The 25,081-nt window shown below is 73.4% G+C and carries 23 protein-coding genes and 1 pseudogene; 8 read left to right on the forward strand and 16 right to left on the reverse strand.

Translation table 11 applies throughout. The annotated features are described in order from the left end of the window. Positions 1 to 186, forward strand: a pseudogene (locus tag AB0Q99_RS29880) (3'-5' exonuclease); the annotation flags it as partial. Between the two features lie 76 nt (positions 187 to 262). Here AB0Q99_RS29880 and AB0Q99_RS29885 read toward each other — a convergent pair. The 4 genes from AB0Q99_RS29885 to AB0Q99_RS29900 form a co-directional block, all read right to left on the reverse strand. After that, positions 263 to 1,132 (reverse strand): DUF3592 domain-containing protein, encoded by an 870-nt coding sequence (locus AB0Q99_RS29885; RefSeq protein ID WP_363576698.1) that lies wholly within the window; start codon positions 1,130 to 1,132, stop codon positions 263 to 265. Between the two features lie 97 nt (positions 1,133 to 1,229). Beyond that, the gene (locus tag AB0Q99_RS29890) at positions 1,230 to 2,243 is read right to left on the reverse strand and encodes a polysaccharide deacetylase family protein (RefSeq protein ID WP_363576699.1); all 1,014 of its coding nucleotides are present in this window, start codon (positions 2,241 to 2,243) and stop codon (positions 1,230 to 1,232) included. A gap of 172 nt (positions 2,244 to 2,415) precedes the next feature. Beyond that, positions 2,416 to 3,309: an aminoglycoside phosphotransferase family protein gene (locus AB0Q99_RS29895; protein ID WP_363576700.1), complete on the reverse strand. Its 894-nt coding sequence runs from the start codon at positions 3,307 to 3,309 to the stop codon at positions 2,416 to 2,418. Positions 3,310 to 3,429: 120 nt separating this feature from the next. Beyond that, on the reverse strand, positions 3,430 to 5,679 hold the full coding sequence (locus AB0Q99_RS29900; protein WP_363576701.1) for an MMPL family transporter: 2,250 nt from the start codon (positions 5,677 to 5,679) through the stop codon (positions 3,430 to 3,432). 554 nt (positions 5,680 to 6,233) lie between these two features. On the opposite strand from AB0Q99_RS29900, the gene AB0Q99_RS29905 reads away from it, so the two are divergent. From AB0Q99_RS29905 to AB0Q99_RS29915, 3 genes are all read left to right on the forward strand, one after another. Further along, positions 6,234 to 8,429 (forward strand): MMPL family transporter, encoded by a 2,196-nt coding sequence (locus AB0Q99_RS29905; RefSeq protein WP_363576702.1) that lies wholly within the window; start codon positions 6,234 to 6,236, stop codon positions 8,427 to 8,429. A 387-nt stretch (positions 8,430 to 8,816) separates the two neighbouring features. Next, complete coding sequence (locus tag AB0Q99_RS29910) at positions 8,817 to 9,023, forward strand: cold-shock protein (protein ID WP_030060364.1); 207 nt, start codon at positions 8,817 to 8,819, stop codon at positions 9,021 to 9,023. 156 nt (positions 9,024 to 9,179) lie between these two features. Continuing rightward, positions 9,180 to 10,859, forward strand: coding sequence for a DEAD/DEAH box helicase (locus AB0Q99_RS29915; protein WP_363576703.1), 1,680 nt, complete (start codon positions 9,180 to 9,182; stop codon positions 10,857 to 10,859). A 76-nt stretch (positions 10,860 to 10,935) separates the two neighbouring features. Here AB0Q99_RS29915 and AB0Q99_RS29920 read toward each other — a convergent pair whose 3' ends face one another. Further along, positions 10,936 to 11,826, reverse strand: coding sequence for a helix-turn-helix transcriptional regulator (locus AB0Q99_RS29920; RefSeq protein ID WP_363576704.1), 891 nt, complete (start codon positions 11,824 to 11,826; stop codon positions 10,936 to 10,938). Between the two features lie 113 nt (positions 11,827 to 11,939). Here AB0Q99_RS29920 and AB0Q99_RS29925 point away from each other — a divergent pair, with 113 nt between their 5' ends. The 3 genes from AB0Q99_RS29925 (at position 11,940) to AB0Q99_RS29935 (ending at position 13,662) form a co-directional block, all read left to right on the forward strand. Then, positions 11,940 to 12,962 carry a hypothetical protein gene (locus AB0Q99_RS29925; protein ID WP_363576705.1) on the forward strand — a complete coding sequence of 341 codons (1,023 nt, stop codon included), beginning with the start codon at positions 11,940 to 11,942 and terminating at the stop codon, positions 12,960 to 12,962. Positions 12,963 to 13,033: 71 nt separating this feature from the next. Beyond that, positions 13,034 to 13,255: a type II toxin-antitoxin system VapB family antitoxin gene (locus AB0Q99_RS29930; protein ID WP_363576706.1), complete on the forward strand. Its 222-nt coding sequence runs from the start codon at positions 13,034 to 13,036 to the stop codon at positions 13,253 to 13,255. Next, entirely contained in the window at positions 13,252 to 13,662 is a 411-nt protein-coding gene (locus tag AB0Q99_RS29935; protein ID WP_363576707.1) for a PIN domain-containing protein, read from the forward strand. Before AB0Q99_RS29930 ends, AB0Q99_RS29935 begins: the two co-directional genes overlap by 4 nt. 12 nt (positions 13,663 to 13,674) lie before the next feature. Here the strand turns inward: AB0Q99_RS29935 and AB0Q99_RS29940 are convergent, their stop codons facing one another. The 11 genes from AB0Q99_RS29940 to AB0Q99_RS29990 all read right to left on the reverse strand — a co-directional run bounded on the left by AB0Q99_RS29940 (position 13,675) and on the right by AB0Q99_RS29990 (position 23,504). Next, positions 13,675 to 14,403, reverse strand: a complete 729-nt coding sequence (locus AB0Q99_RS29940) for a sirohydrochlorin chelatase (RefSeq protein WP_363576708.1) — start codon at positions 14,401 to 14,403, stop codon at positions 13,675 to 13,677. A 10-nt stretch (positions 14,404 to 14,413) separates the two neighbouring features. Next, the gene (locus tag AB0Q99_RS29945; protein WP_363576709.1) at positions 14,414 to 15,349 is read right to left on the reverse strand and encodes an ABC transporter permease; all 936 of its coding nucleotides are present in this window, start codon (positions 15,347 to 15,349) and stop codon (positions 14,414 to 14,416) included. Then, positions 15,336 to 16,139: an ABC transporter ATP-binding protein gene (locus AB0Q99_RS29950; protein WP_363576710.1), complete on the reverse strand. Its 804-nt coding sequence runs from the start codon at positions 16,137 to 16,139 to the stop codon at positions 15,336 to 15,338. The genes AB0Q99_RS29945 and AB0Q99_RS29950 overlap by 14 nt, the downstream gene beginning before the upstream one ends. Before the next feature lie 143 nt (positions 16,140 to 16,282). After that, a complete protein-coding gene (locus AB0Q99_RS29955; protein ID WP_363576711.1) occupies positions 16,283 to 17,458 on the reverse strand; it encodes an aliphatic sulfonate ABC transporter substrate-binding protein in 1,176 nt (391 codons plus the stop codon). Between the two features lie 247 nt (positions 17,459 to 17,705). After that, on the reverse strand, positions 17,706 to 19,043 hold the full coding sequence (locus AB0Q99_RS29960) for a GTP-binding protein (RefSeq protein ID WP_363576712.1): 1,338 nt from the start codon (positions 19,041 to 19,043) through the stop codon (positions 17,706 to 17,708). 2 nt (positions 19,044 to 19,045) lie between these two features. Further along, positions 19,046 to 20,002 carry a sulfate adenylyltransferase subunit CysD gene (gene cysD, locus AB0Q99_RS29965; protein ID WP_363576713.1) on the reverse strand — a complete coding sequence of 319 codons (957 nt, stop codon included), beginning with the start codon at positions 20,000 to 20,002 and terminating at the stop codon, positions 19,046 to 19,048. Then, positions 19,999 to 20,580: an adenylyl-sulfate kinase gene (gene cysC / locus AB0Q99_RS29970; protein ID WP_363576742.1), complete on the reverse strand. Its 582-nt coding sequence runs from the start codon at positions 20,578 to 20,580 to the stop codon at positions 19,999 to 20,001. Before cysC ends, cysD begins: the two co-directional genes overlap by 4 nt. Before the next feature lie 57 nt (positions 20,581 to 20,637). Next, a complete protein-coding gene (locus AB0Q99_RS29975; RefSeq protein WP_363576714.1) occupies positions 20,638 to 21,339 on the reverse strand; it encodes a phosphoadenylyl-sulfate reductase in 702 nt (233 codons plus the stop codon). Next, a complete protein-coding gene (locus AB0Q99_RS29980) occupies positions 21,320 to 21,502 on the reverse strand; it encodes a hypothetical protein (RefSeq protein WP_363576715.1) in 183 nt (60 codons plus the stop codon). Before AB0Q99_RS29980 ends, AB0Q99_RS29975 begins: the two co-directional genes overlap by 20 nt. Continuing rightward, complete coding sequence (locus tag AB0Q99_RS29985) at positions 21,499 to 23,223, reverse strand: nitrite/sulfite reductase (RefSeq protein ID WP_363576716.1); 1,725 nt, start codon at positions 23,221 to 23,223, stop codon at positions 21,499 to 21,501. Before AB0Q99_RS29985 ends, AB0Q99_RS29980 begins: the two co-directional genes overlap by 4 nt. A 197-nt stretch (positions 23,224 to 23,420) precedes the next feature. Then, complete coding sequence (locus AB0Q99_RS29990; RefSeq protein WP_317621159.1) at positions 23,421 to 23,504, reverse strand: putative leader peptide; 84 nt, start codon at positions 23,502 to 23,504, stop codon at positions 23,421 to 23,423. A 177-nt stretch (positions 23,505 to 23,681) separates the two neighbouring features. Here AB0Q99_RS29990 and AB0Q99_RS29995 point away from each other — a divergent pair, with 177 nt between their 5' ends. Continuing rightward, positions 23,682 to 25,058 (forward strand): YihY/virulence factor BrkB family protein, encoded by a 1,377-nt coding sequence (locus AB0Q99_RS29995; protein ID WP_363576717.1) that lies wholly within the window; start codon positions 23,682 to 23,684, stop codon positions 25,056 to 25,058. Positions 25,059 to 25,081: the final 23 nt, after the last annotated feature.

The following is a 25,081-nucleotide window of genomic DNA, read 5'->3' on the forward strand; positions in this document are numbered from 1 at the left end:
GCCGCCGTCCGGGTCGCCGTCGCCCTGGCCGAGCGCTACCCGGCCGAGGTGGGGGAGGTGGCGCCCGCCGACCTGCACCGGCGGCAGATCGGCTGGTACCGGACGTGGGCGGAGGGCCTGCAGGCCTGGCTGCGCCGTGGCAAGGACCCGCAGGCGGTGGTCGACCCGCGCTGGCCCGCCCGCTGACCACCCCGGCGCACCGCGTACTGGGCGCCCCGGCGCCCCGTTCCCGGGTGCGCCGGTCCTGCGGGCTGCCGCACGGTCACCTCCGGCCGTCGAGCAGGGCCGCCTTGGCGCGCTCGAACTCGACGGCGTCGAGGGAGCCTTCGCGGTGGAGCGCGGCCAGCCGCTCCAGCTCGGCGGTGAGCGGCGGGCGGGCGTCCTGCGGGGCAGCGGCGTCGGGCCGCAGTTCCCCGACGGCGGCGGTGGCCGGGTCCTGCGGGTCGTAGCGGACGGCGACGCGGCTGCCGACCCGGGGCGCGTCGTAGACGGGGTAGGTTCCGGTGTGCCTGCGGGCGTGTTCGGTGCCGTCGGCCGCCAGGTACCGGACGGTGAGCCGGAGTTCGACCGCGTGGTCCTCGGTGGAGTGCAGGGCCTCGGCCGCGGTGACGGTGCCGGTGGTGCTGACGCCGTGCGCCTCCAGCCGGCGCGCGGTGGCCAGGGCGGTCAGGTACGCCCGGCGTTGCCGCGCGCGCCGGGGCCGGGCCAGGACGGCGGCGGGCACCGCGACGACGGCGGCCGTCGCGGCGGCGGCGAGCAGCCAGGGGTGGGTGCGGCCCTCGGTGCGGGCCGCGCCGAGCAGCCCGGCGGCCAGGGCGGCGAGCAGGACCGGGGCGAGCGGCAGCAGCCGGGGCGCGCCGGCCGTCCGACGGCCCGTGGCGGCGGCCGTGCCGACCAGACCGAGGCCGCCGGCGAGGAGTCCGCCGAAGAGCTGGACGGCGGTGATCGGGCCGCCGTGGCAGGGCGGGACCTCGCAGTCGTCGGGGCCGCCGATCAGCACGACGGCGGTGGACAGGAGCCATCCGCCGCCGGCGCAGAGCAGCCCCCAGCAGATCGCGGCGAGCGTCCGGCCGAAGCCCATCCGCAGTGCGCGGGAAGGGAGTTGATCGTCCGTCGGACGCTTCGTCGTCATGGCCGGATGCTAGTGGGGCGCCCGGCCGCGGAGAACGACCGCCCGCCGATCACCGGGTGAACGGCGGGCGAACAGGGTGACAGGTCCAGACCGCGCGCTACGCCGCCGGGAAGTCGAAGGTGTACCCCTGGGCGACCAGCCAGGGCAGCAGCTGCTTGAGCGCGGCCACGGTCTGGCTGCGGTCGCCGCCGCCGTCGTGCATCAGGATCACGCCGCCCGGCTTGAGCTGCTGCTGCACGGTGGAGACGATGGCCGGCACGCCGGGGCGGGACCAGTCGCGCGGGTCGACGGACCAGCCGAGCGAGGACATCCCGAGGCCCGCGGTGATCTGCTCGTTGTCGGCGTTGAAGCCGCCGCCCGGGGCGCGGAACCAGCCGACCTGGGTGCCGGGGCCGCCGGCCTGGACGATCATGTCCCGGGCCGCGGTGATCTCGGACACGGCCCTGTCGTGCGGGAGCTTCGCGAACGGCTGCGGGTGGTGGACGCTGTGGTCGCAGAGCCGGTGCCCGGCGGCCAGGACGCGCTTGACCATGGCCGGGTTGGCGGCGGCGTTCTGGCCGATCTCGCAGAAGGTGGCCTTGGCGTGGTACTGGGCGAGCAGGTCGAGGATCTGGCCGGTCGCGGGGCCGGGGCCGTCGTCGAAGGTGAGCGCGACGGTGCGGCCGCCGGAGGCGGTGGAGCCGATCACCGTGCCCGCCCCGTGGCGCTCGGGCGGCCCGGCCGGCGCGGAGGTCGCGGCGGGGGAGGCCGGCGCACCGGTCGCGGCCGGGGAGGAGGCGTCGGCGGGCTTGGCCGTGCGCGGCTTCGCGGGGCCGGCCGGAGCCGTCGGGGCGGAGGACCCGGCGGAGCCCGGGGCCGGCGGCACCCCGTCGGAGCCGGGCGTCGGCGCGATGGTGGCCGCCGCCGTTCCGCCCGGCTGCGCGGCGACCGGCGGCTGTGCGGAGACCGGCGACTGCGCGGCCGAGGTGCCCGGCGACTGCAGCGCCCCGCTGGCGGTGCCGCACGCGGTCAGCCCCAACAGGCCGGCCACCGCGACGCAGCCCGCGATCAGCCGGCGCCGGGAGCGGGACGGTCGGGTCGGGGCGGAGGGGTGGCGGGCGGTCCGGTGCATCACGGCGGCTCCTGAGGTGCGAGTACGGTGCCGATCCCTCGGGTCAGGATGACTGTCCGATAGGACGCCCACCGTACGTGCCGCGGTTGCGCGCCGGACCTCTTCCTCCCGGGACTCTTCTCACACCCGCCCGGGTTGGCGTCCGCCCGCGGACCGGGGTATCGCCCGGCCGTCAGAACGGGTACCAGCGCACTCCGGTGGCACCGTCCCGCAGCGAGTCGACCCGCCGCCGGAACTCCGCCAGGGCGGCCGGGTTGCTCGCCGCCTGCTGCGCGACCCAGGAGGCGCTGGCGGTCTCCCGGGCGCCGCGCAGCACCGTGAAGCCGGGCCACTCGCGCACGTCCCAGCCGTACGCCGCGGTGAAGGCGTCGTACTCCTCGCCGGGCACGCCGTAGCGGTCGTGGGCGAGCGCGAGCACCACCAGGTCGTGCTCCCGCAGGTCGGCGGCGACGAATTCGAGGTCGAGCAGCACCGGCCCGTCCGGGCCGACGTGGACGTTGCGCGGCAGCGCGTCGCCGTGGATCACGCCGGGGCGCAGCCGCGGGGCGAGGTCGGGCAGGGCGGCCTCGAAGGCGTCCCGGCGGTGGCGCAGGAAGGCGACGTCCGCGGGGTCGACGTGGCCCTCGGCGGAGGCCAGCCAGCGTTCCACCGGGGCCAGCAGGTCGCGCCGGCCGAGCGGGACGGGCGGCACCGGCAGCCGGTGCAGGGTGCGCAGCAGCGGGGCGAGGTCGACCGGGCGGGCGGGGCGGACGGCGGGCGCGAGCCGGTGCCAGAAGGTGACCGGGTGCCCCTCGGCGAGCTGCGGCTCGGGCGCCACCGCGTCGTACGGGCGCACCACCGGGACACCCTGCCCGGCCAGCCAGTGCGCGACGGTCAGCTCGCGGTGCGCCCGCCCGGACAGTTCGGGGCCGCGGCCGACCTTGGCGACCACGGCCGGGTCACCGAGGTCGAAGACGGCGTTCTCGCCGAGCGCGAGCAGCCGGGCGTCCTCGGGGCCGGGCAGGCCGACGGATCCGCAGGCGCGGGCGAGCAGCAGCCGGGCGCGGCCCTCGTCGAAGGGGATCATGACTGGGCTCCGTTCCGGCGGTGTGCACCCGGGAGGCCCCGGGCGGTGATCATCATGACGCACGGACGCCGGGCCCCGCGCGTCGCGGGGCCCGGCGTGGTCGGCGTCACCGGCGTCGGGTCAGACCCCGACCCTCCGGTGCCGGGCGGTGCCGTCCGCGGGGACGGCGGGCTCCCCGTGCGGGGCGTCCGCGGCGCCCGGCGCCGGGACGGACTCGCCGTGCGACAGGTTCGGCAGCCAGCCCAGCCAACGCGGCAGGTACCAGTTGCGCTCGCCGAGCAGGCTCATCACCGAGGGCAGCAGCACCGCGCGGATCACCGTGGCGTCGATCAGCACGGCGACCGCCAGGCCCACGCCCATCTGCTTCATCGCCTGCATGGACAGGGTGCCGAAGACCGCGAACACCGCGACCATGATCACCGCGGCGCTGGTGACCACCCCGGCCGTGGAGCGGATGCCGTGGGCGATGGCGGCCCGGGTCGGCAGCCCGCGGTCGTGGCCCTCCTTGATCCGGGAGACCACGAACACGTGGTAGTCCATCGAGAGCCCGAAGAGGATCACGAAGAGGAACAGCGGCACCCAGGACTCCACCGCGCCGACCCCGGCGGTGCCCAGCAGCGAGGCGCCCACGCCGTGCTGGAAGACCAGCGTCAGCACCCCGTACGCGGCGCCCACCGAGAGCAGGTTGAGCACCACGGCGGTGCCGGCCACGGCCAGCGAGCGGAAGGAGGTGAGCATCAGCAGGAAGGCGAAGGCGACCACGAAGCCGAAGACCAGCGGCATCGAGCCGGTCATCTTGGCGTTGAAGTCGTACGACCCGGCGGTGCGCCCGGTGACCGGGGCCTCGGTGCCGGGCACCTTGAGGACGGTCGAGGGCACCAGGTCCTCGCGCAGGGACTTCAGCGCGGCGTTGCTGGTGGCGTCGTTGCCGGAGCCGTTGAGCGGGATGTCGACGGTGGCGACGTTCTGGTCGGCGTGCACGGTGACCTCCACCGGTCCGTGCATCCGCCCGTCGGCCAGTGCCCTCGCCTTGAGGTCGGCGATCGCGGCGGTCATCGCGGGGGAGCCGATGTCGGTGGCCTTGATGACGACGGTGGCCGGGGCCGGGCTGCCGGGGAACGCGGCCTCGATCTTCTGCGAGGCGGCGACCAGCGGGTTGCCCGCGGGCAGCTGCTGCCGGAAGGTCAGGTTGGCGGTGTGCATGGTGACCATCGGCGCGGCCAGGGCGAGCAGGAAGGCCCCGGCGAGCACGGTGGAGGCGAGCGGGCGGTTCAGCACCGGGGTCAGCACCGCGTTCCAGAACCGTCCGCCGGTCCGGGCGGAGTCCGCGCGGCGGAGCTTGGCGAGCAGCGGCACCCGGCCCCGGTCGACCCGGTCGCCGAGCATCGACAGCAGGGCGGGCAGCACGGTCAGCGAGCCGAGCACGGCGGTGATCACGACCAGGATGGTGGCGAAGGCCATCGCCCGGAAGTCGGCGATCCCGGTGAGGAACATGCCGGCCATGGCGACCACCACGGTGACGCCGGAGACCAGCACCGCCCGGCCGCTGGTGGCGGCGGCGACGGCCAGCGCGGTGTCCGCGTCGTGTCCGGCGGCCCGCTCCTCGCGCTCGCGGCGCAGGTAGAAGAGGCAGTAGTCGACGCCGACGGCGAGGCCGACCAGCAGCATCACCGAGCTGGCGTCGTTGCTGGTGTGCAGCAGGCCGCTGCTGAGCGCGACCAGCCCGGACGCCGCGACGAACGCGGTCAGCGCGAGCACCACCGGCAGCACGGCGGCGACCAGCGCGCCGAAGGCGATCAGCAGGATGCCGAGGGCGAGCGGCACGGCCGTCCACTCGGCGCGGGAGAAGTCGTTCTTGAACTGGTCCTGGATCCACTTGCCGGAGCTGGCGTCGCCGAGCTCGACCACGGTCAGGCCGGGGTTGCGGGTCTGCACGGCGGCCACCGCGTCCATCACCGGGGTGACGTTCGCGACGGCCTCGTCCCCGGTGCCCTTGAGCGTGACCAGGACGAGCGCGGAGTGGCCGTCCGGGGAGACCGCCTTGGTGTCGTAGGGCGAGCGGACCTCGGCGGCCTTGCCGGTTCCCTGCACGGCGGTGACCACCTGGCCGACGGCCGCGCGGAAGTCGGGGTCGTCGGCGCTGCGGGTGGCGCTCTGGACCAGGACGGTCTCGCTCGCCGGGCTGGTCAGGCCCGCCTCGTCGAGGATCCGCGCGGCCCGGGACACCTGGCCGGGCATCGACTCGGCCTCGGTCACCTTGGTGCTGCCGTGCATGCCGCCGAGCACGGTGGCCAGCACGACGAAGAGCAGCCAGCCGAAGACGGCGGTCTTCCGGTGCCGGGCGCTCCAGGCGCCCATCGTGGCGGCCATGCCGAGTCTTGTCTTCACGGGTATCACGGGTGGTTCCCCCCTGGGAGAGCGGCGGTCGTCGCCGGACGGGAGCGGAGGCGGCCGTGGTCCCCGGCGTCGCCCTGCGCTGCGCGCCGGGTGCGGATCCGGCGTCGCCACAGACACTAGGGAAGCGGCCGTCGACCGGTAATCCGGCTGGCGGGTGACCCTTCCCTGGTGCTCGCCTCGGGGGAGGGGTGGGGTTTTCCCTACCCCCCGACCCTGAGATCTCCTCCTGGGGGAAGGGGGCACGACTCCACCCTGAGGGGGAGGTGACTCCACCCGGAGCACGAGGTCGACGGGGGCTGGGTCGGGAGAAACTGGGTCGGGGCCGTTTCCGGGGCGGTCCTTCGTACGGGGGTTGAAAATGCGGGGGCTACTTGCCGGGCGGCAAGCAAGTGCTCGTAGGATGATGCCCAGTCACTTACCTGCCGACCGGCAAGGCGTGTCGCCGGACACGTCCTGACCGGTCCTGCCGTCGCCCATCGTCCCGTCCCAAGGGCTGCGGTGAGCCATGCCCAGGAGGCATCACGAGCATGTTCCACCGACTAGGACACTTCGTCGTTCGCCGTGCGTGGTGGGTGATCCTCGCGTGGGTCGTCGCGATGGTCGCCATCGTCGCGTCGGCCCCGAAGGTCACCTCGCAGACGGACGAGTCCGCGTTCCTGCCCAAGCACTACGAGTCCATCCAGGCGGCGCAGCTCCAGGAGCAGGCCTTCCCGTCGAGCTTCACCCCCTCCGCGCTGCTGCTCTTCGAGCGCACCGACGGCCAGGCGCTGAACGACGCCGACCAGGCCTCGATGGACAAGGTCGTCAACGGTCTGACCGACGCGCACATCCCTGCGGTCGAGAAGATCCTGCCGGTCGACGCCAAGACCTCGAAGTCCAAGGACGGCAAGTACGCGCTGTCCATGGTCGCCATCGACAAGACCAAGATGCAGAGCGAGGAGTACCCCGACGCGGCCAAGAAGCTGCGCGAGGAGGGGGCCAAGCTCGCCGACGGCACCGGGCTGAAGTTCCGGGTCGGCGGTCAGGCCGCCAGCTCCCTGGACCAGAAGGACGCCTCCGGCGCCACCGACGCCATCGTCCTGTTCGGCAGCCTGCTGCTGGTCATCCTGATCGTCGGCGTCATCTTCCGCAGCATCCTGGCCGGCCTGCTGCCGGTCCTCCTCTCGCTGGTCATCGCGATGCCGGTGGCCAACGGCCTGATCGCCGACGCGATCAAGGTGTTCGACCTGAAGTCCTCCCCGATGACCTCCGCGATCCTGATCATCGTGGTCCTCGGCGTCGGCACGGACTACTTCCTCTTCCTGGCCTTCCGCTACCGCGAGCGGCTGCGCCTGGGCGAGGACCGCAAGACGGCCGTGGCCAACGCCGTCGGCCGGGTCGGCGAGGCGATCGCCTCCGCCGCCGGCGCGGTCGCCGTCGCCTTCGCCGTGCTGATCCTCTCCAGCCTGGGCATGTTCACCGCGCTCGGCCCGGCGCTGGCCATCGCGGTCGTCGCGACCGCCCTGGTCTCGCTGACCCTGGCGCCCGCCGTGCTCGCCGTCATCCCGTCCAAGGGCGTGTTCTGGCCCGGCAAGAAGTGGATGCAGGAGCCGACCAACGCCCGCTTCGCCGCGCTCGGCCGGATGACCGGCAAGAAGCCCGGCCTGGTCGCCCTGGTCTCCGGCGGCATCCTGCTGGTGCTGACCCTGGCCGGCGTCAACTACAACGGCACCTACGACCTGGCGGGAAGCTCGATGCCCAAGGGCAAGGAGTCGATCGTCGTCCAGGACAAGCTGATGACCGCGTTCTCGGCCGGCGCCGCCGACCCGAGCCACGTCTACCTGACCAGCACCAACGGCGCCAAGCTTGGCGACGCCGCGATCAAGGACTTCGCCGGCAAGCTCCAGGGCGTCCCCGGGGTGGCGAGCGTGGTCACGCCGAGCGCCGAGAACAAGGCGATCAACGCCGACGGCACCACCGGTGACTTCACCGTGATGCTGAGCGACGCGCCGGCCTCCAACAAGGCCATCGACACCATCGCGAAGGTCCGCGACACCGCCCACGCCTCGGCCCCGGCCGACACCAAGGCCCTGGTCGGCGGCATCACCTCGGTGTACAAGGACATCAACACCGCGATGGTGCACGACTACACGCTGGTCTTCCCGATCGCGGCCGTGCTCATCATGATCATCCTGGGCCTGCAGCTGCGCAGCGTGGTCGCGCCGTGGTACCTGATGGCCTCGGTCGGCCTCGGCTTCGGCGGCACCCTCGGTGCCACCACCATGCTGTTCCAGAACATCAAGGGCGAGCAGGGCCTGATGTTCATGCTGCCGATCTTCATCTACCTCTTCGTGGTGGCGATCGGCACCGACTACAACATCCTGATCATCGCCCGCCTCCGCGAGGAGGCCCGCGAGGGCCGCAACCCGCGCGAAGCGGCCCGCGAGGCCGTCAAGCACGGCGGCCCGACCGTCGCGGCGGCCGGCTTCATCCTGGCGGCGTCGTTCGCGACCTTCATGTTCGCGGGCAACGTGCTCTTCATGGAGCTCGGCTTCTCGCTGGCCTTCGGCATCGTGCTGGCGGCCTTCGTGATGGCGATGTTCTTCACCCCGGCCCTCACCGCGCTGCTCGGCCACCGCGCCTGGTGGCCCGGCCACGCCGACACCCCCGGCCACGGCCACGGTGACGGCCCGACCCCGCTGGCGGGCGCGCACGGCCGGCCGGAGCCGGCCGGGCGGCACTGATCCGGGGGTGACCCCGCGGCCGGTCCGGGAGTGATCCGGGACCGGTCCGGGGGGTCACCCGGGAGTGATCCGGGAAGGTTCCCGGACCGGTCCCGGAACGGCCCGGTGCACAGGCGGCGTCCCGCTTCGGCGGGGCGCCGCCTGCCCTTGTTCCGAGGGCGTCAAACGTGATCTGTTCAGCGGAAAATCCCCGGTCGCCCGGGGTGTCGCCGTGCTACAGTCGATGCAGTTGCAGTTTTGGTTCCCATGAACGTGTATGTGCGCCTGCTGGTTCCAACCAACAGGCGCATTTGTTTTGTCCGGTGTTTCAGTCTCCGGATGGGGATCGCGGCTACTTGGGGATCCACGAGGTGTGGGTCCCTGATGCCCCAGTTAGAGGAGACGGTTATGGCTACCGGCACCGTGAAGTGGTTCAACAGCGAAAAGGGCTTCGGCTTCATCGAGCAGGACGGCGGCGGCGCCGACGTGTTCGCCCACTACTCGAACATCCAGGCTCAGGGCTTCCGTGAGCTGTTCGAGGGCCAGAAGGTCGAGTTCGACGTCACGCAGGGCCAGAAGGGCCCGCAGGCCGAGAACATCCAGATCATCGGCTGACGTCAGCCCACGCTGACTCGCGATCATCGCGAAGCGGGGCCCGCACCGCACGGTGCGGGCCCCCGCTCATGCCGCCGTACGGCCGGGGCGGCAGACACACTCCCGACGGCCGACCCAGCCCGTGACCCGGGCTGCCGATCGACGGACGGAGACTCCGTGACCACCCCTGCCCGCCCGCCGCGCGACCGCGGCCACCGCACCACCGACCAGGCCCGCCGCACCGGCGGCGGCGACCGCCCGCGCAAGCCGCGCGGCCGCGGCGACTCCTCCCGACAGGGCGCCCCCAAGCAGACCCGGGCCGCCGCGCCCGAGGCCGCCGACTTCACCGTCGTCCAGGGCACCCCGCCCCGCCCCCCGGCGGCCACCTTCGCCGAGCTGGACCTGCCCAAGGGGATCCTCTCCGCGCTCGGCCGCGAAGGCGTCACCGAGCCGTTCCCGATCCAGGCCGCCACGCTGCCCGACTCGATCGCCGGGCGCGACGTGCTCGGCCGCGGCCGCACCGGCTCCGGCAAGACCCTGGCCTTCGGCCTGCCGCTGCTCGCCCGCACCGCCGGCAGCCGCGCCGTCGCCCGGCACCCGCTGGCGCTCGTCCTGGTGCCCACCCGCGAGCTGGCCCAGCAGGTCACCGAGGCGCTCACCCCGTACGCGACCGCCGTCAACCTGCGGATCACCACCGTCGTCGGCGGCATGTCGATCAACCGGCAGGCCAACGCCGTCCGACGCGGCACCGAGGTCCTGGTCGCCACCCCGGGCCGGCTGGACGACCTGATCGGGCGCGGTGACGTCAACCTCTCCGACGTGGCGATCACCGTCCTGGACGAGGCCGACCAGATGGCCGACATGGGCTTCCTGCCGCAGGTCAGCAAGCTGCTGGAGCAGGTCGCCGAGGGCGGGCAGCGGATGCTCTTCTCCGCCACCCTGGACCGCAACGTCGACCGGCTGGTCAAGCGCTTCCTGACCGACCCGGTGACCCACTCGGTCGACCCGTCGGCCGGCGCGGTCACCACCATGGACCACCACGTCCTCCAGCTCGACCAGACCGACAAGGCCTCCGCCACCGCGCACATCGCCTCCCGCGACGGCCGCGTGATCATGTTCGTGCACACCAAGCACGGCGCCGACCGGCTCGCCAAGCAGCTGCTCGCCAACGGCGTGAAGGCCGCCGCCCTGCACGGCGGCAAGTCCCAGCCGCAGCGCAACCGGGTCCTGGACCAGTTCCGCGACGGCCACGTCACCGCGCTGATCGCCACCAACGTCGCCGCGCGCGGCATCCACATCGACGGCCTGGACCTCGTCGTCAACGTCGACCCGCCGGTCGACCACAAGGACTACCTGCACCGCGGCGGCCGCACCGCCCGGGCCGGCGAGTCCGGTACGGTCGTCACCCTCGTGCTGCCCGAGCAGCGCCGCGAGGTCAACCGGCTGATGACGGTGGCCGGCATCCGCCCGACCGTCACCAAGATCCGCCCCGGCGACGCCGACCTGGCCCGGATCACCGGCGCCCGCACGCCGAGCGGCGTCCCGGTCACCGTGGCGGTGCCGGTGGTCCAGGCGGCCGCCGCGCCGGCGGAGGAGACGGCCGGCGGGCGCGCCGGGTCCAAGGCCGGTGCCCAGCGCCGCCGTCCCGGCAAGCGCTCCGGACTGCCCACCGACGTCGACATGAACGGGAACCCGCGCCGCCCCCGCCCCAAGCAGCGGACCGGCGCCGCCGCCCAGGGCGACCGCCCGCAGGCGGCCGGCTTCATCGGCCGCTCCTCCGGGCGCTCCAAGCCCGGCAGCGGCTCCAAGTCCGGCTCCAACTACGGGACCGGGCGCCAGCGCCGCACCGTCGACTGACGCGCGGAACCGAACGGCCCGGTGCCCCCTCGTGCTGAGGGTGCGCCGGGCCGTTCGGCGTTCCGGCGGGCGGTCGTCAGACCGCCACGGCCTCAGGGGCAGCGGGGGCAGCGGCGGCAGCGGGAGCCGGGGCCAGGGCGCGCAGCCGCTCCTCCGTCTCGGCGTCGCGCGGGGCCAGCACGATCAACTGCAGGCCCTCGGCGGCCAGCAGCACGTGCTGGTCGATCCGCAGCAGGCCCACCACCTCGTGCCGGATGGCCTTCCGGATGCCGGTGCGCTCGGCGACCTGGTGCTCGTCCAGCCAGGCGTCCGCCTCCGGGTGCTCGTCGCGCACCTGCTGGATCATCCGGGCCAGGTGGCGCCCCACGGCCGTCGCCTCACCGCCGCGCTCGGCGTAGGCGGAGCGCAGCTGCGCCAGGAAGCGGCGGGCGTGCTCCTCCCAGTCCTCGAGCCGGGCCCGGTGCACGGGGTTGCCGAACACCACCCGGGCCAGGTTGCACTCCTCCGGCGGCCGTCCGGTCAGACCGAACAGCGCGTCCGCGCCCGGGTTCCAGGCCCGGATGTCCCAGGTGGCGTCCATCACGAAGGACGGCGCCGGCCACTGCGCGTGCATCAGCCGCAGCAGCGGGACCGGGACGTCCCCCGGCGCGGCCACCTCGCCGTCCCGGGGGTGGCCGCCGGCCAGCCGGAACAGGTACGCCGTCTCCGCCCGGTCCAGCCGCAGCGTCCGGGCGAGGCTCCCCAGCACCTCCGGGGACGGGTGGATGTCCCGCCCCTGCTCCAGCCACGTGTACCAGGTCACCCCCACCCCGGCGAGCAGCGCCAGCTCCTCCCGCCGCAGCCCGGGCGTGCGCCGCCGCACCCCCGGCGCCAGCCCGACGTCCTGCGGCGTCAGCCGCGCCCGGCGGCTGCGCAGGAAGCTCGACAACGCGGCACGGCGCTCCTGGGCGTCCTCGACCTCGACCATCTCCCCCGTCCTCCCTGGTAGTCGGGCTACCAGTATCCCCACGCACTGCTGCGGACCGCCCGTCCGCGCGAGGCTTGATCACGTCAACGGATCGCACGCGCAAGGGAATTCCGATGAGCAACCGTCAGCACCGTACCGTCCGTACCACCCGCGGCGTCCTGGTCGCCGCCGTGACCGCCGTCCTGCTCGGCACGGTCGGCGCCCTGCCCGCCGCCGCCTCCGCCGGCTGCCCGGCGCCGGCCGTGATCACCGGTCACGCGCCGAGCCTGGTACCCGAGTCGGGCGACTGGGACGCCGCCCACCACCGCTTCCTGCTCGGCTCGCTGCGGCACGGTACCGTCTCCGCCGTCGGCACCGACGGGAGCGTCCGCACCCTGGTACGGGACCCCGCGCTGACCGAGATCGCCGGCCTGCGGATCGACCGGGCCCGCAACCGCGTCCTGGTCACCGACCTCGACAACGGCGTCGGCGAGCGCAGCAGCGCCGCCACCCTGGGGAAGATCGCCGGGATCGGCGCCTACGACCTGGACACCGGGCGCCGGATCTTCTACACCGACCTCGCCGCCGTCGCCGCCGACGGCGGGAACCACCTGGCCAACGACATCGCGCTCGGCCCCGACGGCACCGCGTACGTCACCGACTCCTTCGCCCCGGTGGTCTACCGGGTGACGCCGGACGGCACCGCCGCCGTCCTGCTGCGCGACCCGCGGCTGGCCCCGGCCCCTGGTGCCTACGGCCTCAACGGCATCGTCCACCGGGACGGCCGGCTGCTCCTCGGCAAGTGGGACGACGGCACGCTGTGGCAGGTCCCGGTCCGCGACCCGGCCGCCCTGCGGCGGGTCGAGGTGACCGGCGGCGGGTCCCTGCTCCACCTGGACGGCCTGCGCGGCCGCCCGGACGGCTCCGTCGCGGGTGTCACCAACGCCTTCTCCGGGGCCGGCCGGGACGCCGAGGTCGAACTGCGCTCCGACGACCACTGGCGCACCGCCCGCCTCACCGCCGTCCGCCCCTCCGTCGACCCCACCCCCACCGCCCTCGTCGAGGGCCCGGCCGGCCGCCTCTACCAGCTCACCGGAGGCCTCGCCGAGGCCGTCGCGGGCCACCCGGGGGACACCTTCACCCTGCGGCGGGTCTGAGCGCCGCCGCCCTGTTCGATGTTGGTGAGATACAATGCCATGTATATCACCAACATCGTCGGAGGTGCGGAATGTCCGTGACCCAGATCGACATCGATGAAGAGGCGTTGGAACGCGCGATGGCCCTCGCCGGGGTCCGGACCAAGAAGGACGCCGTCAACCTCGCGCTTCGGTACTACGCCGAACGGCAGGAACGCGCCGCGCGCATCAGCCGGCACTTCGAGCGGGCCCGGTACTGGGGAGCCGTCGAGCACGCCGAGCAGTTGCACCGGGCGGAGAAAGACGCTCGATGATCTACCTGCTGGACACCTCCGCGCTGTTCAGGCTCCTCGGTGAGCCCAAGCTCCAGGCCGCCTGGTTCGACGCGATCGACGCCGGGTCGGTCGCGTCGTGCTACCCGCAGCGCGCCGAGTTCCTCTACAGCGCTCGCAGCGGCCAGGAGTACGACGAGATCGCCGAGATGTTCGCCGACATCTACCCGGATGTCTCCGTCCCCAAGACTGCGGGCCGGTGGATCGACACCGTGCAGCGACGGATGGCACTGGCAGGCCAGCACCGCAGTGCGTCCGCGGTTGACCTTCTCATTGCGGCGACGGCCGCACACCACGGACTCACGGTCCTCCACGACGATGCGGACTACCGGACCGTGGCCCGGCACGCCCCGGACCTGAGCGAGCACAGCATCCTCGACTACGCCTGAGCTCCGTGCGGCTCAGGCGGTGAGCGCCGGGGCCGGCCGCTCCGCGTGGCGGGCCTCGTCGTGGCGGTGCAGCAGCAGGGTGGCCAGCTCCGGGGCGGGGCCGAGGACGTCCGCGAGGACGTCCGCCCCGGCGGCGGCCGCCGCGATGCGGTCCGGCAGCAGGCCCGGGGCCAGCAGGTACGGGGAGACGGCGGTGCGCTCGGCGCCCGCGGCCCGCAGTGCGGCGAGGGCGTCGGGGACGCGCGGGCCGGCGGCGGAGGCGTAGGCGACCTCGACCGCGGCCCAGCCGCGGCTGCGCCGCCACTCGGCGGCGACCGCGCGGGTCGCGGCGTCCGCCGCAGGGTCGGAGGAGCCCGCCGCGGCGAGCACCACGCCGGTCCGGGCGCGGACCGCCGGGGAGGAGACGTCCAGGCCGGCCTCGGCGAGGCGGCGCTCCAGGGCGGCGAGCAGCAGCGGGGACGGGCCGAGCACCTCCGCGACCGGCAGCCGGGAGCCGGCGGCGCGCAGGGCGGCGGGGATGTCGTGTTTGGCGTGGAACGCCCGGTTGAGCAGCAGCGGGACGGCCACCGCGTCCGCCAGCCGTCCCACCACCTGTGGGATCCGCGGCGCGCAGTGGTCCAGGTAGGCGGTGACGACCTCGACGCCGGGCCGCTGGGCCCGCACCTCCTCGACCAGCGCGGCCACGGTCGCGGCGTGCCGCGGGTCACGGCTGCCGTGGGCGATGAGGAGGAGGGCGGGCATCAGCGGTGCCTCACTTGCCGGTGGCCAGCAGACCGCGGTTGCGCAGCACCCGGCGCTCGACCGGGGTGAACACCAGCAGCTCGATGGCGATGCCGACGAACAGGATCAGGACGATGCCCAGCAGCACGCCGGACATGTCGGAGAACTCGCGCTGGTCCTCCAGGAACCGGCCCAGCCCCCGGCCCAGGTCGGGGGAGGAGGCGACCAGCTCGGCGGCCATCAGCGACCGCCAGGAGAACGCCCAGCCCTGCTTGAGCCCGGCCAGGTAGCCGGGCAGCGCGGCCGGGATCAGCACGTGCCGGGCGCCCGCCAGGCCGGTGGCGCCGATGGTGCGCCCGGCCCGCAGGAACAGCGGCGGCACCTGGTCGATGCCGGCCACCAGCCCGTTGGCGATCGACGGGACGGCGCCCAGCAGGATCACCGCGTACATCATCGAGTCGTTGATGCCGAGCCAGATGACCGCGGCCGGCACCCAGGCCACCGACGGCAGCGACTGCAGGCCCTGCAGCACCGGCCCGATCGCGGTGCGCACCGGCCGGACCCGGGCGACCACCAGCCCGATCGGGGTGCCGATGACGACCGCGAGCAGGAAGCCGGACAGGCCGCGCCAGACGCTGGTCCAGATGATCGAGAACAGCGTGCCCTGGTACCAGAGGTCCTGCGCGGAGCGCCACACGTCCGCCGGGCTGGGCAGCTTGTACGAGGAGGTGACGTGCAGGCTGTACGCCCCCTGCCACAGCGCCAGCACCACCAGCACGCCGATCAGCGGCGGCAGCGCCTTGGTCCGCAGCGCCTCGCCGAACGAGCCGCGCTGCGCTGAGACGGCGTCCAGGGCGTCCAGGCCCGCGCCGACGTCGGCGCTGTCGCTGGAACTCCGGGCGGACTCGTCGGTCCTGTCGGTCTTGTCGGTCTTGTCGAGGACGGGGGTGGTGTCAGTGCTGGCCATGGCGACGGATCTCCCCACGCAGTTCTTCGGTGATCTCGATGGACAGGTCGGCGACGCCCGCGGACTCGATGCGGCGCGGCTGCGGCAGGTCGATCCGCCACTCCCGGGCGACCCGGCCGGGGCGGGAGGAGAGCAGCACGACCCGCTGGGCCAGCCGTACGGCCTCGCGCACGTTGTGGGTGACGAAGAGGACGGACAGCTGCCGTTCGGCCCAGATCCGGGTGATCTCGTCGTGCAGCACGTCCCGGGTGATGGCGTCGAGCGCGGCGAACGGCTCGTCCATCAGCAGGACCTTGCTGCCCTGGGCGAGCGCCCGGGCCATCGCCACACGCTGGCGCATGCCGCCGGACAGCTCGTGCACCCGCTTGCCGTACGAGCCCTTCAGGCGGACGAGTTCGAGGAGGCGCTCGGCCTCGGGGCGGCGCTCGGGGCGGGGCAGGCCGGCCAGCTTGAGGGCGAGTTCGATGTTCTTCCCGGCGGTGAGCCAGGGGAACAGCGCGTGCTCCTGGAACATCAGGGCGGGGCGCCCGCCGGGCACCTCGATGCTGCCGGCGGTGGGCTTGTCGAGGCCGGCGACAAGGTTGAGCAGGGTGGACTTGCCGCAGCCCGAGGCGCCGAGCAGGGTGACGAACTCGCCGGGCGCGACGTCGAGGGTGATGTCGTCCAGGACGTGGGTCTGCGCGCCGGGGCGGCCGAAGGTCTTGTGCACGTGCGAGATCCGGACGGCGGGTGCGCCGCTGTGGGCGTCGGCGCCGGGCGCGTCCGCCGAGGTGGTCAGTGCCGAAGTCATCCGGACACCTCCTGATGAGTGGTCTGCTGGGGCTGCGAGCCGGGGCCCGGGCCCCGCCCGTCCCGGTGGGCATCGATCGGGGATCGACCGGGCGGGCGGGGGCCGGACCGCGGAGTCGGTGGCGAACGGCCTTGCGGTGGGCGCTACTTGGCGCCGAGACCGGCGTCCGCCACGGCGGCCTGGCCCTGGGCGGCGAGGACCTTGTTCAGCAGGGTGAGGTCGTAGATGCCGTTCAGGTTGGGCTTCTTGAGGAGCCCGGCGGTGACGGCGTGGTCGGCCTCGGCCTGCAGGGTGTTCGCCAGCGGGTCGTCCAGGAAGTCGATGTCGGCCCAGGCCGGGTCGAGGACCGCGGGCTCCAGCGCGTTGCCGGCTTCCTTCTTGATCGCCTCGTTGGCGTCGGCCTTGGCCTTGTCGGAGTTGGCCTTGATGAAGGCGTTGGTCTTCACCGAGCCGCGCAGCACGGCCTCCACCACGTCCGGGTGTTCCTTGAGGAACTTCTGCGAGACGATGATGTTGGTGATCACGAACTTCTTGTCCGGCCAGACGTCCTTCTCGTTGAGCAGGACCTTCGCGCCGAGCGTGACCAGCTTGGAGGCGGTGGGCTCGGGCACCCAGGCGCCGTCGATGGAGCCGGACTTGTAGGCGTCGGGGGTGACCTTGTTGTCGGTGCGCACCACCGAGACGTCGCCCGCGCCGGAGGCCGCGTCGACCTTCAGGCCCTTGCCCGCGAGGTAGTTGAGCAGGGCCACGTCCTGGGTGTTGCCCAGCTGCGGGGTGGCGATCTTCTTCCCCTTGAGGTCGTCCAGGGAGGAGACCTTGTCCGGGTTGACCACCAGCTTGACCCCGCCGGAGGCCGAACCGCCGATGATCTTCAGCGACTGGCCGTCGGACTTGGTGTAGCCGTTGATCGCGGGGGAGGGGCCGATCCAGCCGATGTCGATCGAGCCGGCGTTGAGCGCCTCGATCTCGGCCGGGCCCGCGTTGAACACCTGGGTCTTGATCTGGGTGCCGCCCAGCTCCTTCTGGAAGAAGCCCTCCTGGAGGCCGACCAGCGGGGTGCCGTGGGTCAGGTTGGCGAAGTAGCCGATCTTCACCGAGTCGGCGGAGAGCTTCGCGCCGGAGTCCGCCGCGGTGGCCGCGGCGCTGCCCTTGGCGTCGGAGGACTTGTCCGCCTTGGAACCGTAGCTGCAGGCCGACAGCAGGGCGACGGCGGTCAGGCCGGCGGCGGCCGCGGCGGCGGTGCGTCTGATCCGGCCGGCGTTGGGGCGGACGCGGGGATGCGAGGACGGGCGGTGCGAAGGGGCCGGGTTCGGTGCCATGGTGAGTCCTGTTCGCGGACGGACCGTCAGGAGGCGGTCTCGGGGCGGATGGTGCGGAAGGTGGTGCGCGCGGCAGCGGAGTGCCGGGGCAAGCCGGGCGGCTGTGGGGGGGAAGACAGCCCGGTGACAGGGCGTTCTCAGCCCTGTCGGCCCGCACATCGGGTCAAGCCGCCCTGGCCGCTGCCGAGGACGCCGCTGCCGATGCGGCCGCCTTCCTTGTCCATGCCCGAGAACGCCTCGCGGGGCATCAGACCCAGTCCTCCTCGTCGGGAGCGTCGGTGGTGCGTACGGTCTCGAAGGCCTCGCCCGCCATGCCGGCGGTGAGGGTGGTGCCGTCGGCCGGGTCGATCAGCAGGAACGAGCCGGTGCGGCGGTTGTCGGAGTAGGTGTCGAGGGCCAGCGGCTCGGCGGTGCGCAGCACCACGTGGCCGATGTCGTTGACGTTCAGTCCGTCGGCGCCGCTGCGCTGTTCGAGCGTGTCGATGTCGATCCGGTAGGAGATCTCCTTGACGAGCGCGCGCACGGTGCGGGTGGTGTGCTTGAGCAGCACCTTGTCGCCGGCGCGCAACGGGCGCTCGTTGAGGTGGCTGACGGTGGCCTCGATGTCCTTGGTCGGCGCGGGGGCCGGGCCGGCGGCGATGAGGTCGCCGCGGGAGATGTCGAGGTCGTCGGTGAGGCGGACGGTGACGGACTGGGGGGCCCAGGCGAGGTCGGTCTCGCGGCCGAGTGCGTCGATGCCGGCGACGGTGGTGGTGTGGCCGGAGGGCAGGACGGTGACGGTGTCGCCGACGCGCAGCACGCCGGAGGCCAGTTGGCCGGCGTAGCCGCGGTAGTCGGGGTGTTCCTCGGTCTGCGGGCGGATGACGTACTGGACCGGGAAGCGGGCCGGTTCGGCGCTGCGGTCGCTGCCGACCGGGACGGTCTCCAGGTGTTCCAGCAGGGTCGGGCCGCCGTACCAGTCCATGTGGGCGGAGGGTTCGACGACGTTGTCCCCGGCGAGGGCGGAGATCGGGACGGCCAGCACGTCGGTGACGCCGAGCGAGGCGGCGTAGGCGGTGAACTCGGAGGCGATGGCGGCGAAGACGGGCTCGGCGTAGTCGACGAGGTCCATCTTGTTGACGGCCAGCACGACGTGCGGCACCCGCAGCAGGGCGGCGACGGCGGCGTGCCGGCGGGTCTGCTCGACCACGCCGTTGCGGGCGTCGACCAGGACGACGGCGAGTTCGGCGGTGGAGGCGCCGGTGACCATGTTGCGGGTGTACTGCACGTGGCCGGGGGTGTCGGCGAGGATGAACCGCCGCCGGGGGGTGGCGAAGTAGCGGTAGGCGACGTCGATGGTGATGCCCTGCTCGCGTTCGGCGCGCAGGCCGTCGGTGAGCAGCGCGAGGTCGGGTGCTTCCTGGCCGCGCTTGCGGGAGGCGTGCTCGACGGCCTCCAGCTGGTCGGCGAGGACCGACTTGGAGTCGTGCAGGAGACGGCCGACCAGGGTGGACTTGCCGTCGTCCACGGAGCCGGCGGTGGCGAAGCGCAGGAGCGAGGTGGCGGTGCCGGTCCGGGTCGTGCCGGCCTGGGTGGTGCTGGTCATGGTTAGAAGTACCCCTCGCGCTTGCGGTCTTCCATCGCGGCCTCGGACATCTTGTCGTCGGCGCGGGTGGCGCCGCGCTCGGTGAGGCGGGAGGCGGCGATCTCGGCGATCACGGCCGAGATGGTGGTGGCGTCGGAGTCGACGGCGCCGGTGCAGGACATGTCGCCGACGGTGCGGTAGCGGACGAGGCGCCGCTCGACGGGTTCGCTGTCCTTGGGGCCGCCCCACTCGCCGGCGGTCAGCCACATGCCGCTGCGGGCGAAGACGTCGCGCTCGTGGGCGTAGTAGATCTCCGGGAGCTCGATGCCCTCGCGCTCGATGTACTGCCAGACGTCCAGCTCGGTCCAGTTGGAGAGCGGGAAGACGCGGACGTGCTCGCCGACGGCGTGCCGGCCGTTGTACAGCGACCACAGTTCGGGGCGCTGGCGGCGCGGGTCCCAGGCGCCGAACTCGTCGCGCAGGGAGAAGACGCGTTCCTTGGCGCGGGCCTTCTCCTCGTCGCGGCGGCCGCCGCCGAAGACGGCGTCGAAGCGGTTGCTCTCGATGGCGTCGAGCAGGGGGACGGTCTGCAGCGGGTTGCGGGTGCCGTCGGGGCGCTCGCGCAGCACGCCGCGGTCGATGAAGTCCTGGACGTGGGCGACGTGCAGGCGCAGGCTGTGCTCGGCCACGACGCGGTCGCGGTAGGCGATCACCTCGGGGAAGTTGTGGCCGGTGTCGACGTGCAGCAGCGAGAAGGGGACGGCGGCGGGCGCGAAGGCCTTGAGCGCCAGGTGCAGCATGACGATGGAGTCCTTGCCGCCGGAGAACAGGATCACCGGGCGTTCGAACTCCCCCGCGACCTCGCGGAAGATGTGCACCGACTCGGCCTCCAACGCGTCCAGGTGGGACAGCGCGAAGGGGCCCCCCGAGTTCCGCTCGGGGTCGTCGGTACGGACCGGGCTGTCGGTCGCGGTGGTCATGCGAGGCCCCTCTCGGTCAGGAAGGCGTGCAGCTCGGCGGCGGAGTCGGCCACCTCGCGGCCCTGGGTCTGGATCCGCAGCTCCGGGTTCTCCGGCGCCTCGTACGGGTCGTCCACACCGGTGAGACCGGAGATCTCGCCGGCCGCCTGCTGGGCGTACAGGCCCTTGACGTCGCGTTCGGCGCACAGCTCGACCGGGGTCGCGACGTGGACCTCCAGGAAGTCGGTGCCCGCCGCGGCGTGCCGCTCGCGCACGGCGGCGCGGGAGTCGGCGAAGGGGGCGATCACCGGGGCGAGCACCTTGACGCCGTTCGCGGCCAGCTTCTCGGCGACGAAGCCGATCCGGGTCACGTTGGTGTGCCGGTCCTCGCGGGAGAAGCCGAGGCCCTTGGACAGGAACTCGCGGATCTCGTCGCCGTCCAGGACCTCGACCTTGTGGCCCTCGGCGCGCAGCCGCTCGGCCAGCGCGAAGGCCAGCGTGGTCTTGCCGGCGCTCGGCAGCCCGGTCAGCCACACGGTGGCGCCGCGCTCGCAGGGGGCGGCCGCGGGGGCCGCCTCTGCGGCTCCGTCGGCGACCAGGGCGTGAACTGTCACGGGTTCTTCCTCACGTGTGGGGGCGGGGGTGGGGCGGGGCGGTCAGAGGTGGATGCCGCACTCGGTCTTGCCGGAGCCGGACCAGCGGCCGGCCCGGGCGTCCTCGCCCTCGGCGGGCTTGCGGGTGCAGGACAGCGGCGAGCAGCCGATCGAGGTGTAGCCCTCCCACAGCAGCGGGTTGAGCAGCACTCCGTTGGCGGCGACGTAGGCGTCCACGTCCTCCTGCGTCCACCGGGCGATCGGCGCGATCTTGACCTTGCGGCGCTTGGGGTCCCAGGAGACCACCGGGGTGTTCGCCCGGGTCGGCGACTCGTCGCGGCGCAGCCCGGTGGCCCAGGCGTCGTACCCGCCGAGGCCGCGGTTCAGCGGCTCGACCTTGCGCAGCGAGCAGCACAGGTCCGGGTCGCGGTCGTGCAGGTGCGGCCCGTGCTCGGCGTCCTGCTCGGCCACGGTCAGCAGCGGGGTGAGCGTGATGACGTTGACCGGCATGGTCGCGGCCACCGCGTCCCGGGTGCCGATGGTCTCCGGGAAGTGGTAGCCGGTGTCCAGGAACACCACGTCCACGCCGGGGAACACCGAGGAGGCGAGGTGGGCGACGACCGCGTCCTCCATGGAGGAGGTGACGCAGAACCGCTTGCCGAAGGTGTCGGCGGCCCAGCGCAGGATCTCCTGCGGGGTCGCCTCCTCCAGCTCGCGGCCGGCCCGGACGGCCGCCGCCTCGTGGTCAGCCGTGGTGCTGCTCATCGGACGTACCCCCGTGGTCGGTCGGTGACAGCAGGCCGAGGAACTTCAGCTGGAAGGCGCGGCGGCAGCCGTGGCACTCCCAGGCGCCGTGCCCGGCCTCGGACGGGCGCAGGTCTTCGTCCCCGCAGTAGGGGCAGAAGAAGGGGGCCGCTCGCTCGCTCACGACAGCTGCTCCTCGGTCGCCCGGGCCGTCCACTGGGCGAAGCGCTCGCCCTCGGTGCGGTCGGCCTGGTAGCGGGTCAGCAGGCGCTCGACGTAGTCGGGCAGGCCGGCGCTGGTGACCTTGAGGCCGCGGACCTTGCGGCCGAAGCCGGCCTCCAGGCCGAGCGCGCCGCCCAGGTGCACCTGGTAGCCCTCGACCTGCTCGCCGTTCTCGTCGGTGACCAGCTGGCCCTTGAGGCCGATGTCGGCGACCTGGATGCGGGCGCAGGCGTTCGGGCAGCCGTTGATGTTGATGGTCAGCGGCTCGGCGAACTCCGGCAGGCGCTGCTCCAGTTCGCCGATGAGCGTGCGGCCGCGCTCCTTGGTCTCGACGATGGCGAGCTTGCAGTACTCGATGCCGGTGCAGGCCATGGTGCCCCTGCGGAACGGTGACGGGGTGACCCGCAGGTCGAGCGCCTCCAGGCCGGCCACCACCGACTCGACGTGCTCCTCGGCGATGTCGAGGACCAGCATCTTCTGCTCGGCGGTGGTGCGCAGCCGGTCGCTGCCGTGGGCGGCGGCGAGGTCGGCGACCTCGCCGAGCAGCTTGCCGTCGACCCGGCCGACGCGCGGCGCGAAGCCGATGTAGAAGCGGCCGTCCTTCTGCCGGTGGACGCCGACGTGGTCGCGCCAGCGGGCGGCGGGCTCGGCGGGGGCGGGGCCGTCGACCAGCCGGTACCGCAGGTACTCCTCCTCCAGGACCCGGCGGAACTTCTCCACGCCCCAGTCGGCGACCAGGAACTTCAGCCGGGCGCGGTTGCGCAGGCGGCGGTAGCCGTAGTCGCGGAAGATGCCGATGACGCCGCCGTAGACGTCGGCGACCTCGTCCAGCGGGACCCAGGCGCCCAGCCGCACGCCGAGCTTCGGGTTGGTGGACAGCCCGCCGCCGACCCACAGGTCGAAGCCGGGCCCGTGCTCGGGGTGGACCACGCCGACGAAGGCGACGTCGTTGATCTCGTGGGCGACGTCCAGCAGCGGGGAGCCGGAGACCGCGGACTTGAACTTGCGCGGCAGGTTGGAGAAGTCCTTGTTGCCGATGAAGCGGCGCTGGATCTCCTCGATGGCGGGGGTTCCGTCGATGATCTCGTCCTCGGCGATGCCGGCCACCGGGGAGCCGAGGATGACCCGCGGGGTGTCGCCGCACGCCTCGGTGGTGGACAGGCCGACGGCCTCCAGCTTCTGCCAGATCGCCGGGACGTCCTCGATCCGGATCCAGTGGTACTGGATGTTCTGACGGTCCGTCAGGTCGGCGGTGCCGCGCGCGTACTGCTCGGAGACCTCGGAGATGGCCCGCAGCTGGGGGACGGTCAGCCGGCCGCCGTCGATGCGCACGCGGAGCATGAAGTACTCGGCGTCCAGCTCGTGCGGGTCCAGGATCGCGGTCTTGCCGCCGTCGATGCCCTCCTTGCGCTGGGTGTAGAGCCCCCACCAGCGCATCCGGCCGCGCAGGTCGGCGGGGTCGATCGAGTCGAAGCCGCGGTGCGCGTAGATCGTCTCAATGCGTGTCCGCACATTGAGACCGTCGTCGTCCTTCTTGAACTGCTCGTTGGCGTTCAGCGGCGTGTGGTGGCCCATGCCCCACTGGCCCTCGCCGCGGTGGCGGGTCACCTTGCGGGCCGCGGCGGGGCGGCGCGCGGCGGGGCTGTCGGCCGTGGGCTCGACGGTCTCGGGGGAGGTGGCCATGGTGAAGTCCTTCGGGGCGGGTGGCGCTGGTGCCGGATGGGTCGCGGGGCGTGCTCAGCCGTGCTGTGCTGCTCTGACCTGCGGTTATCTCAGGGCCGGGAGACAGTGACCGAGGCCGTGGCGGGCGCCTGCACATCCGCTGCGGCGGGGATGGCGGGAAGGGGTGGCGCCGGGTGCGGTGGTGCGGCGGGGTGGGCTCAGATCACCGGACAGATGGCGCTGGACACGCGAAGGAGATCGACGTGGAGTCGACCTACCAGGGTGGTTCCGGCGCTAGACATGGCAAGAGATTCGCACGGCGCGGGACTCGCGGTCCACTAACATCCGCATGCTGGACGCTGAGGTTTCGTCATATGGGACACCCGGAGGTTCCCGCCGCTCCCGGCCAGGGCGTCCGGCCACGCCTCCCCACCCCGGGGAGATCAACCGGCGAGCCCCGGCCCGATACCGTTAGCCCTGTGCAAGCAGCAGGCGATACGAGCAGAGCGAACCCCGAGCGGCCCTCCCGGCGCCGGGGCAAGGGCGCCCGACGCGCGGCCAAACAGGCTGCCTGGCGCCGCACGGCGTGGGAGCTGATCAGGGACACCACCAACACCTGCGTCGAGTACCGGGTCACCGGCCTCGCCGCGGAGGCGGCGTTCTTCACCCTGCTGTCGATCCCACCACTGCTGCTCGGCCTGGCCGGCACCCTCGGCTACCTCGACAAGTTCCTCGGCGCGGGCACCATCGACCGGCTCAAGCACGACATCGTCTCAGCCTCCGGGACGGTCCTGTCGGACTCCTCCGTCAAGGAGGTCGTGGTCCCGCTGCTGAACCAGGTGTTCGACCACAGCCGGCCCGACCTCGTCTCGATCGGCTTCCTGCTGTCGCTGTGGTCCGGCTCCAGGGCCCTCTACATCTTCATCGACACCATCACCGTCATGTACGGGCTCGACGGCAAGCGGGGCATCGTCAAGACCCGGCTGATGTCGCTCGGCCTCTACCTCGGAGCCCTGGTGATCGGCTCCCTGGTGCTGCCGCTGCTGATGGCCGGGCCCGGGCTGGTGGAGAACGCGGTGCCCGGCATCGCCGGGCTGGTCGGCGCCGCCTACTGGCCGGTCGCGATCGTGCTGCTGATCGTCTCGCTGACCACCCTCTATCACCTGGCCGTCCCGGTCTCGACCCCGTGGCGGGAGGACATCCCCGGCGCCCTGGTCGCCCTGGTGGTGCTGGTCTTCTGCAGCGTCGGCCTGCGGCTCTACCTGGTCAGCTCGGTCGAGGGCCCCTCGGTGTACGGCTCGCTGGCGGCGCCGGTGGCCGTGCTGCTGTGGATCTTCGTGGTGGCCCTCGCGGTGCTCATCGGCGCCGCCATGAACGCCGCGATAGACCGGCGCTGGCCCACCCTGGAGACCGCCGACGCCAGGGCCGAGAACGAGCGGGCGCACGAGGAGGCGGCCGCCGCCGTGGTCCGCGAGGTCGCCGCCCGACGGGCCGTCGAACGGGCCCGGCGGGCCCGCGAACTCGGGCTCGCCGAGGGCGTCGAGGAGGAGTGGGGCGAGGACGAGGGCGAGGACGTCGAGGTGCCCTCCGAGTACCCGGAGCGGTGGGCGGACGTACTGGCGGCCGACAACCTGCGCGGGCGGCTCACGGCCCGCGGCGGGCCGCACCACCGGCCCGCTCCGCCGCCGCCGGACAGCGACCGGCCGACCGGGCCGCCGCCGGAGCGCGCGGGGCCGCCCGCGGGGCCGCCGGGGCCGGTCGGGCCGCTCGGGCCCCCGGGCCCGCCAGAGCCGCCGGGGCAGCAGGTGCCCGGCTACCCGCCGCGGCCGCCCCGGCCGCCGTGGGAGCAGCGGTAGCCGGGGGCGGTGAACGCACAGGG

The organism is Kitasatospora sp. NPDC086791, assembly GCF_040685975.1.
In the GTDB taxonomy this organism is placed as follows: domain Bacteria; phylum Actinomycetota; class Actinomycetes; order Streptomycetales; family Streptomycetaceae; genus Kitasatospora.

What these genes read in the sequence shown, in the direction of transcription:
- AB0Q99_RS29890 (WP_363576699.1), bottom strand. Translation starts at nt 2,243, where the DNA reads ATGCACCGGACCGCCCGCCACCCCTCCGCCCCGACCCGACCGTCCCGC.
- AB0Q99_RS29990 (WP_317621159.1), bottom strand. Translation starts at nt 23,504, where the DNA reads ATGTCTAGCGCCGGAACCACCCTGGTAGGTCGACTCCACGTCGATCTC.
- AB0Q99_RS29940 (WP_363576708.1), bottom strand. Translation starts at nt 14,403, where the DNA reads ATGCCCGCCCTCCTCCTCATCGCCCACGGCAGCCGTGACCCGCGGCAC.
- AB0Q99_RS29950 (WP_363576710.1), bottom strand. Translation starts at nt 16,139, where the DNA reads ATGACTTCGGCACTGACCACCTCGGCGGACGCGCCCGGCGCCGACGCC.
- AB0Q99_RS29935 (WP_363576707.1), top strand. Translation starts at nt 13,252, where the DNA reads ATGATCTACCTGCTGGACACCTCCGCGCTGTTCAGGCTCCTCGGTGAG.
- AB0Q99_RS29985 (WP_363576716.1), bottom strand. Translation starts at nt 23,223, where the DNA reads ATGGCCACCTCCCCCGAGACCGTCGAGCCCACGGCCGACAGCCCCGCC.
- AB0Q99_RS29930 (WP_363576706.1), top strand. Translation starts at nt 13,034, where the DNA reads ATGTCCGTGACCCAGATCGACATCGATGAAGAGGCGTTGGAACGCGCG.
- AB0Q99_RS29905 (WP_363576702.1), top strand. Translation starts at nt 6,234, where the DNA reads ATGTTCCACCGACTAGGACACTTCGTCGTTCGCCGTGCGTGGTGGGTG.
- cysD (WP_363576713.1), bottom strand. Translation starts at nt 20,002, where the DNA reads ATGACCACCGCGACCGACAGCCCGGTCCGTACCGACGACCCCGAGCGG.
- AB0Q99_RS29900 (WP_363576701.1), bottom strand. Translation starts at nt 5,679, where the DNA reads ATGGCCGCCACGATGGGCGCCTGGAGCGCCCGGCACCGGAAGACCGCC.
- AB0Q99_RS29955 (WP_363576711.1), bottom strand. Translation starts at nt 17,458, where the DNA reads ATGGCACCGAACCCGGCCCCTTCGCACCGCCCGTCCTCGCATCCCCGC.
- AB0Q99_RS29885 (WP_363576698.1), bottom strand. Translation starts at nt 1,132, where the DNA reads ATGACGACGAAGCGTCCGACGGACGATCAACTCCCTTCCCGCGCACTG.
- AB0Q99_RS29895 (WP_363576700.1), bottom strand. Translation starts at nt 3,309, where the DNA reads ATGATCCCCTTCGACGAGGGCCGCGCCCGGCTGCTGCTCGCCCGCGCC.
- AB0Q99_RS29945 (WP_363576709.1), bottom strand. Translation starts at nt 15,349, where the DNA reads ATGGCCAGCACTGACACCACCCCCGTCCTCGACAAGACCGACAAGACC.
- AB0Q99_RS29925 (WP_363576705.1), top strand. Translation starts at nt 11,940, where the DNA reads ATGAGCAACCGTCAGCACCGTACCGTCCGTACCACCCGCGGCGTCCTG.
- AB0Q99_RS29920 (WP_363576704.1), bottom strand. Translation starts at nt 11,826, where the DNA reads ATGGTCGAGGTCGAGGACGCCCAGGAGCGCCGTGCCGCGTTGTCGAGC.
- AB0Q99_RS29960 (WP_363576712.1), bottom strand. Translation starts at nt 19,043, where the DNA reads ATGACCAGCACCACCCAGGCCGGCACGACCCGGACCGGCACCGCCACC.
- AB0Q99_RS29910 (WP_030060364.1), top strand. Translation starts at nt 8,817, where the DNA reads ATGGCTACCGGCACCGTGAAGTGGTTCAACAGCGAAAAGGGCTTCGGC.
- AB0Q99_RS29975 (WP_363576714.1), bottom strand. Translation starts at nt 21,339, where the DNA reads ATGAGCAGCACCACGGCTGACCACGAGGCGGCGGCCGTCCGGGCCGGC.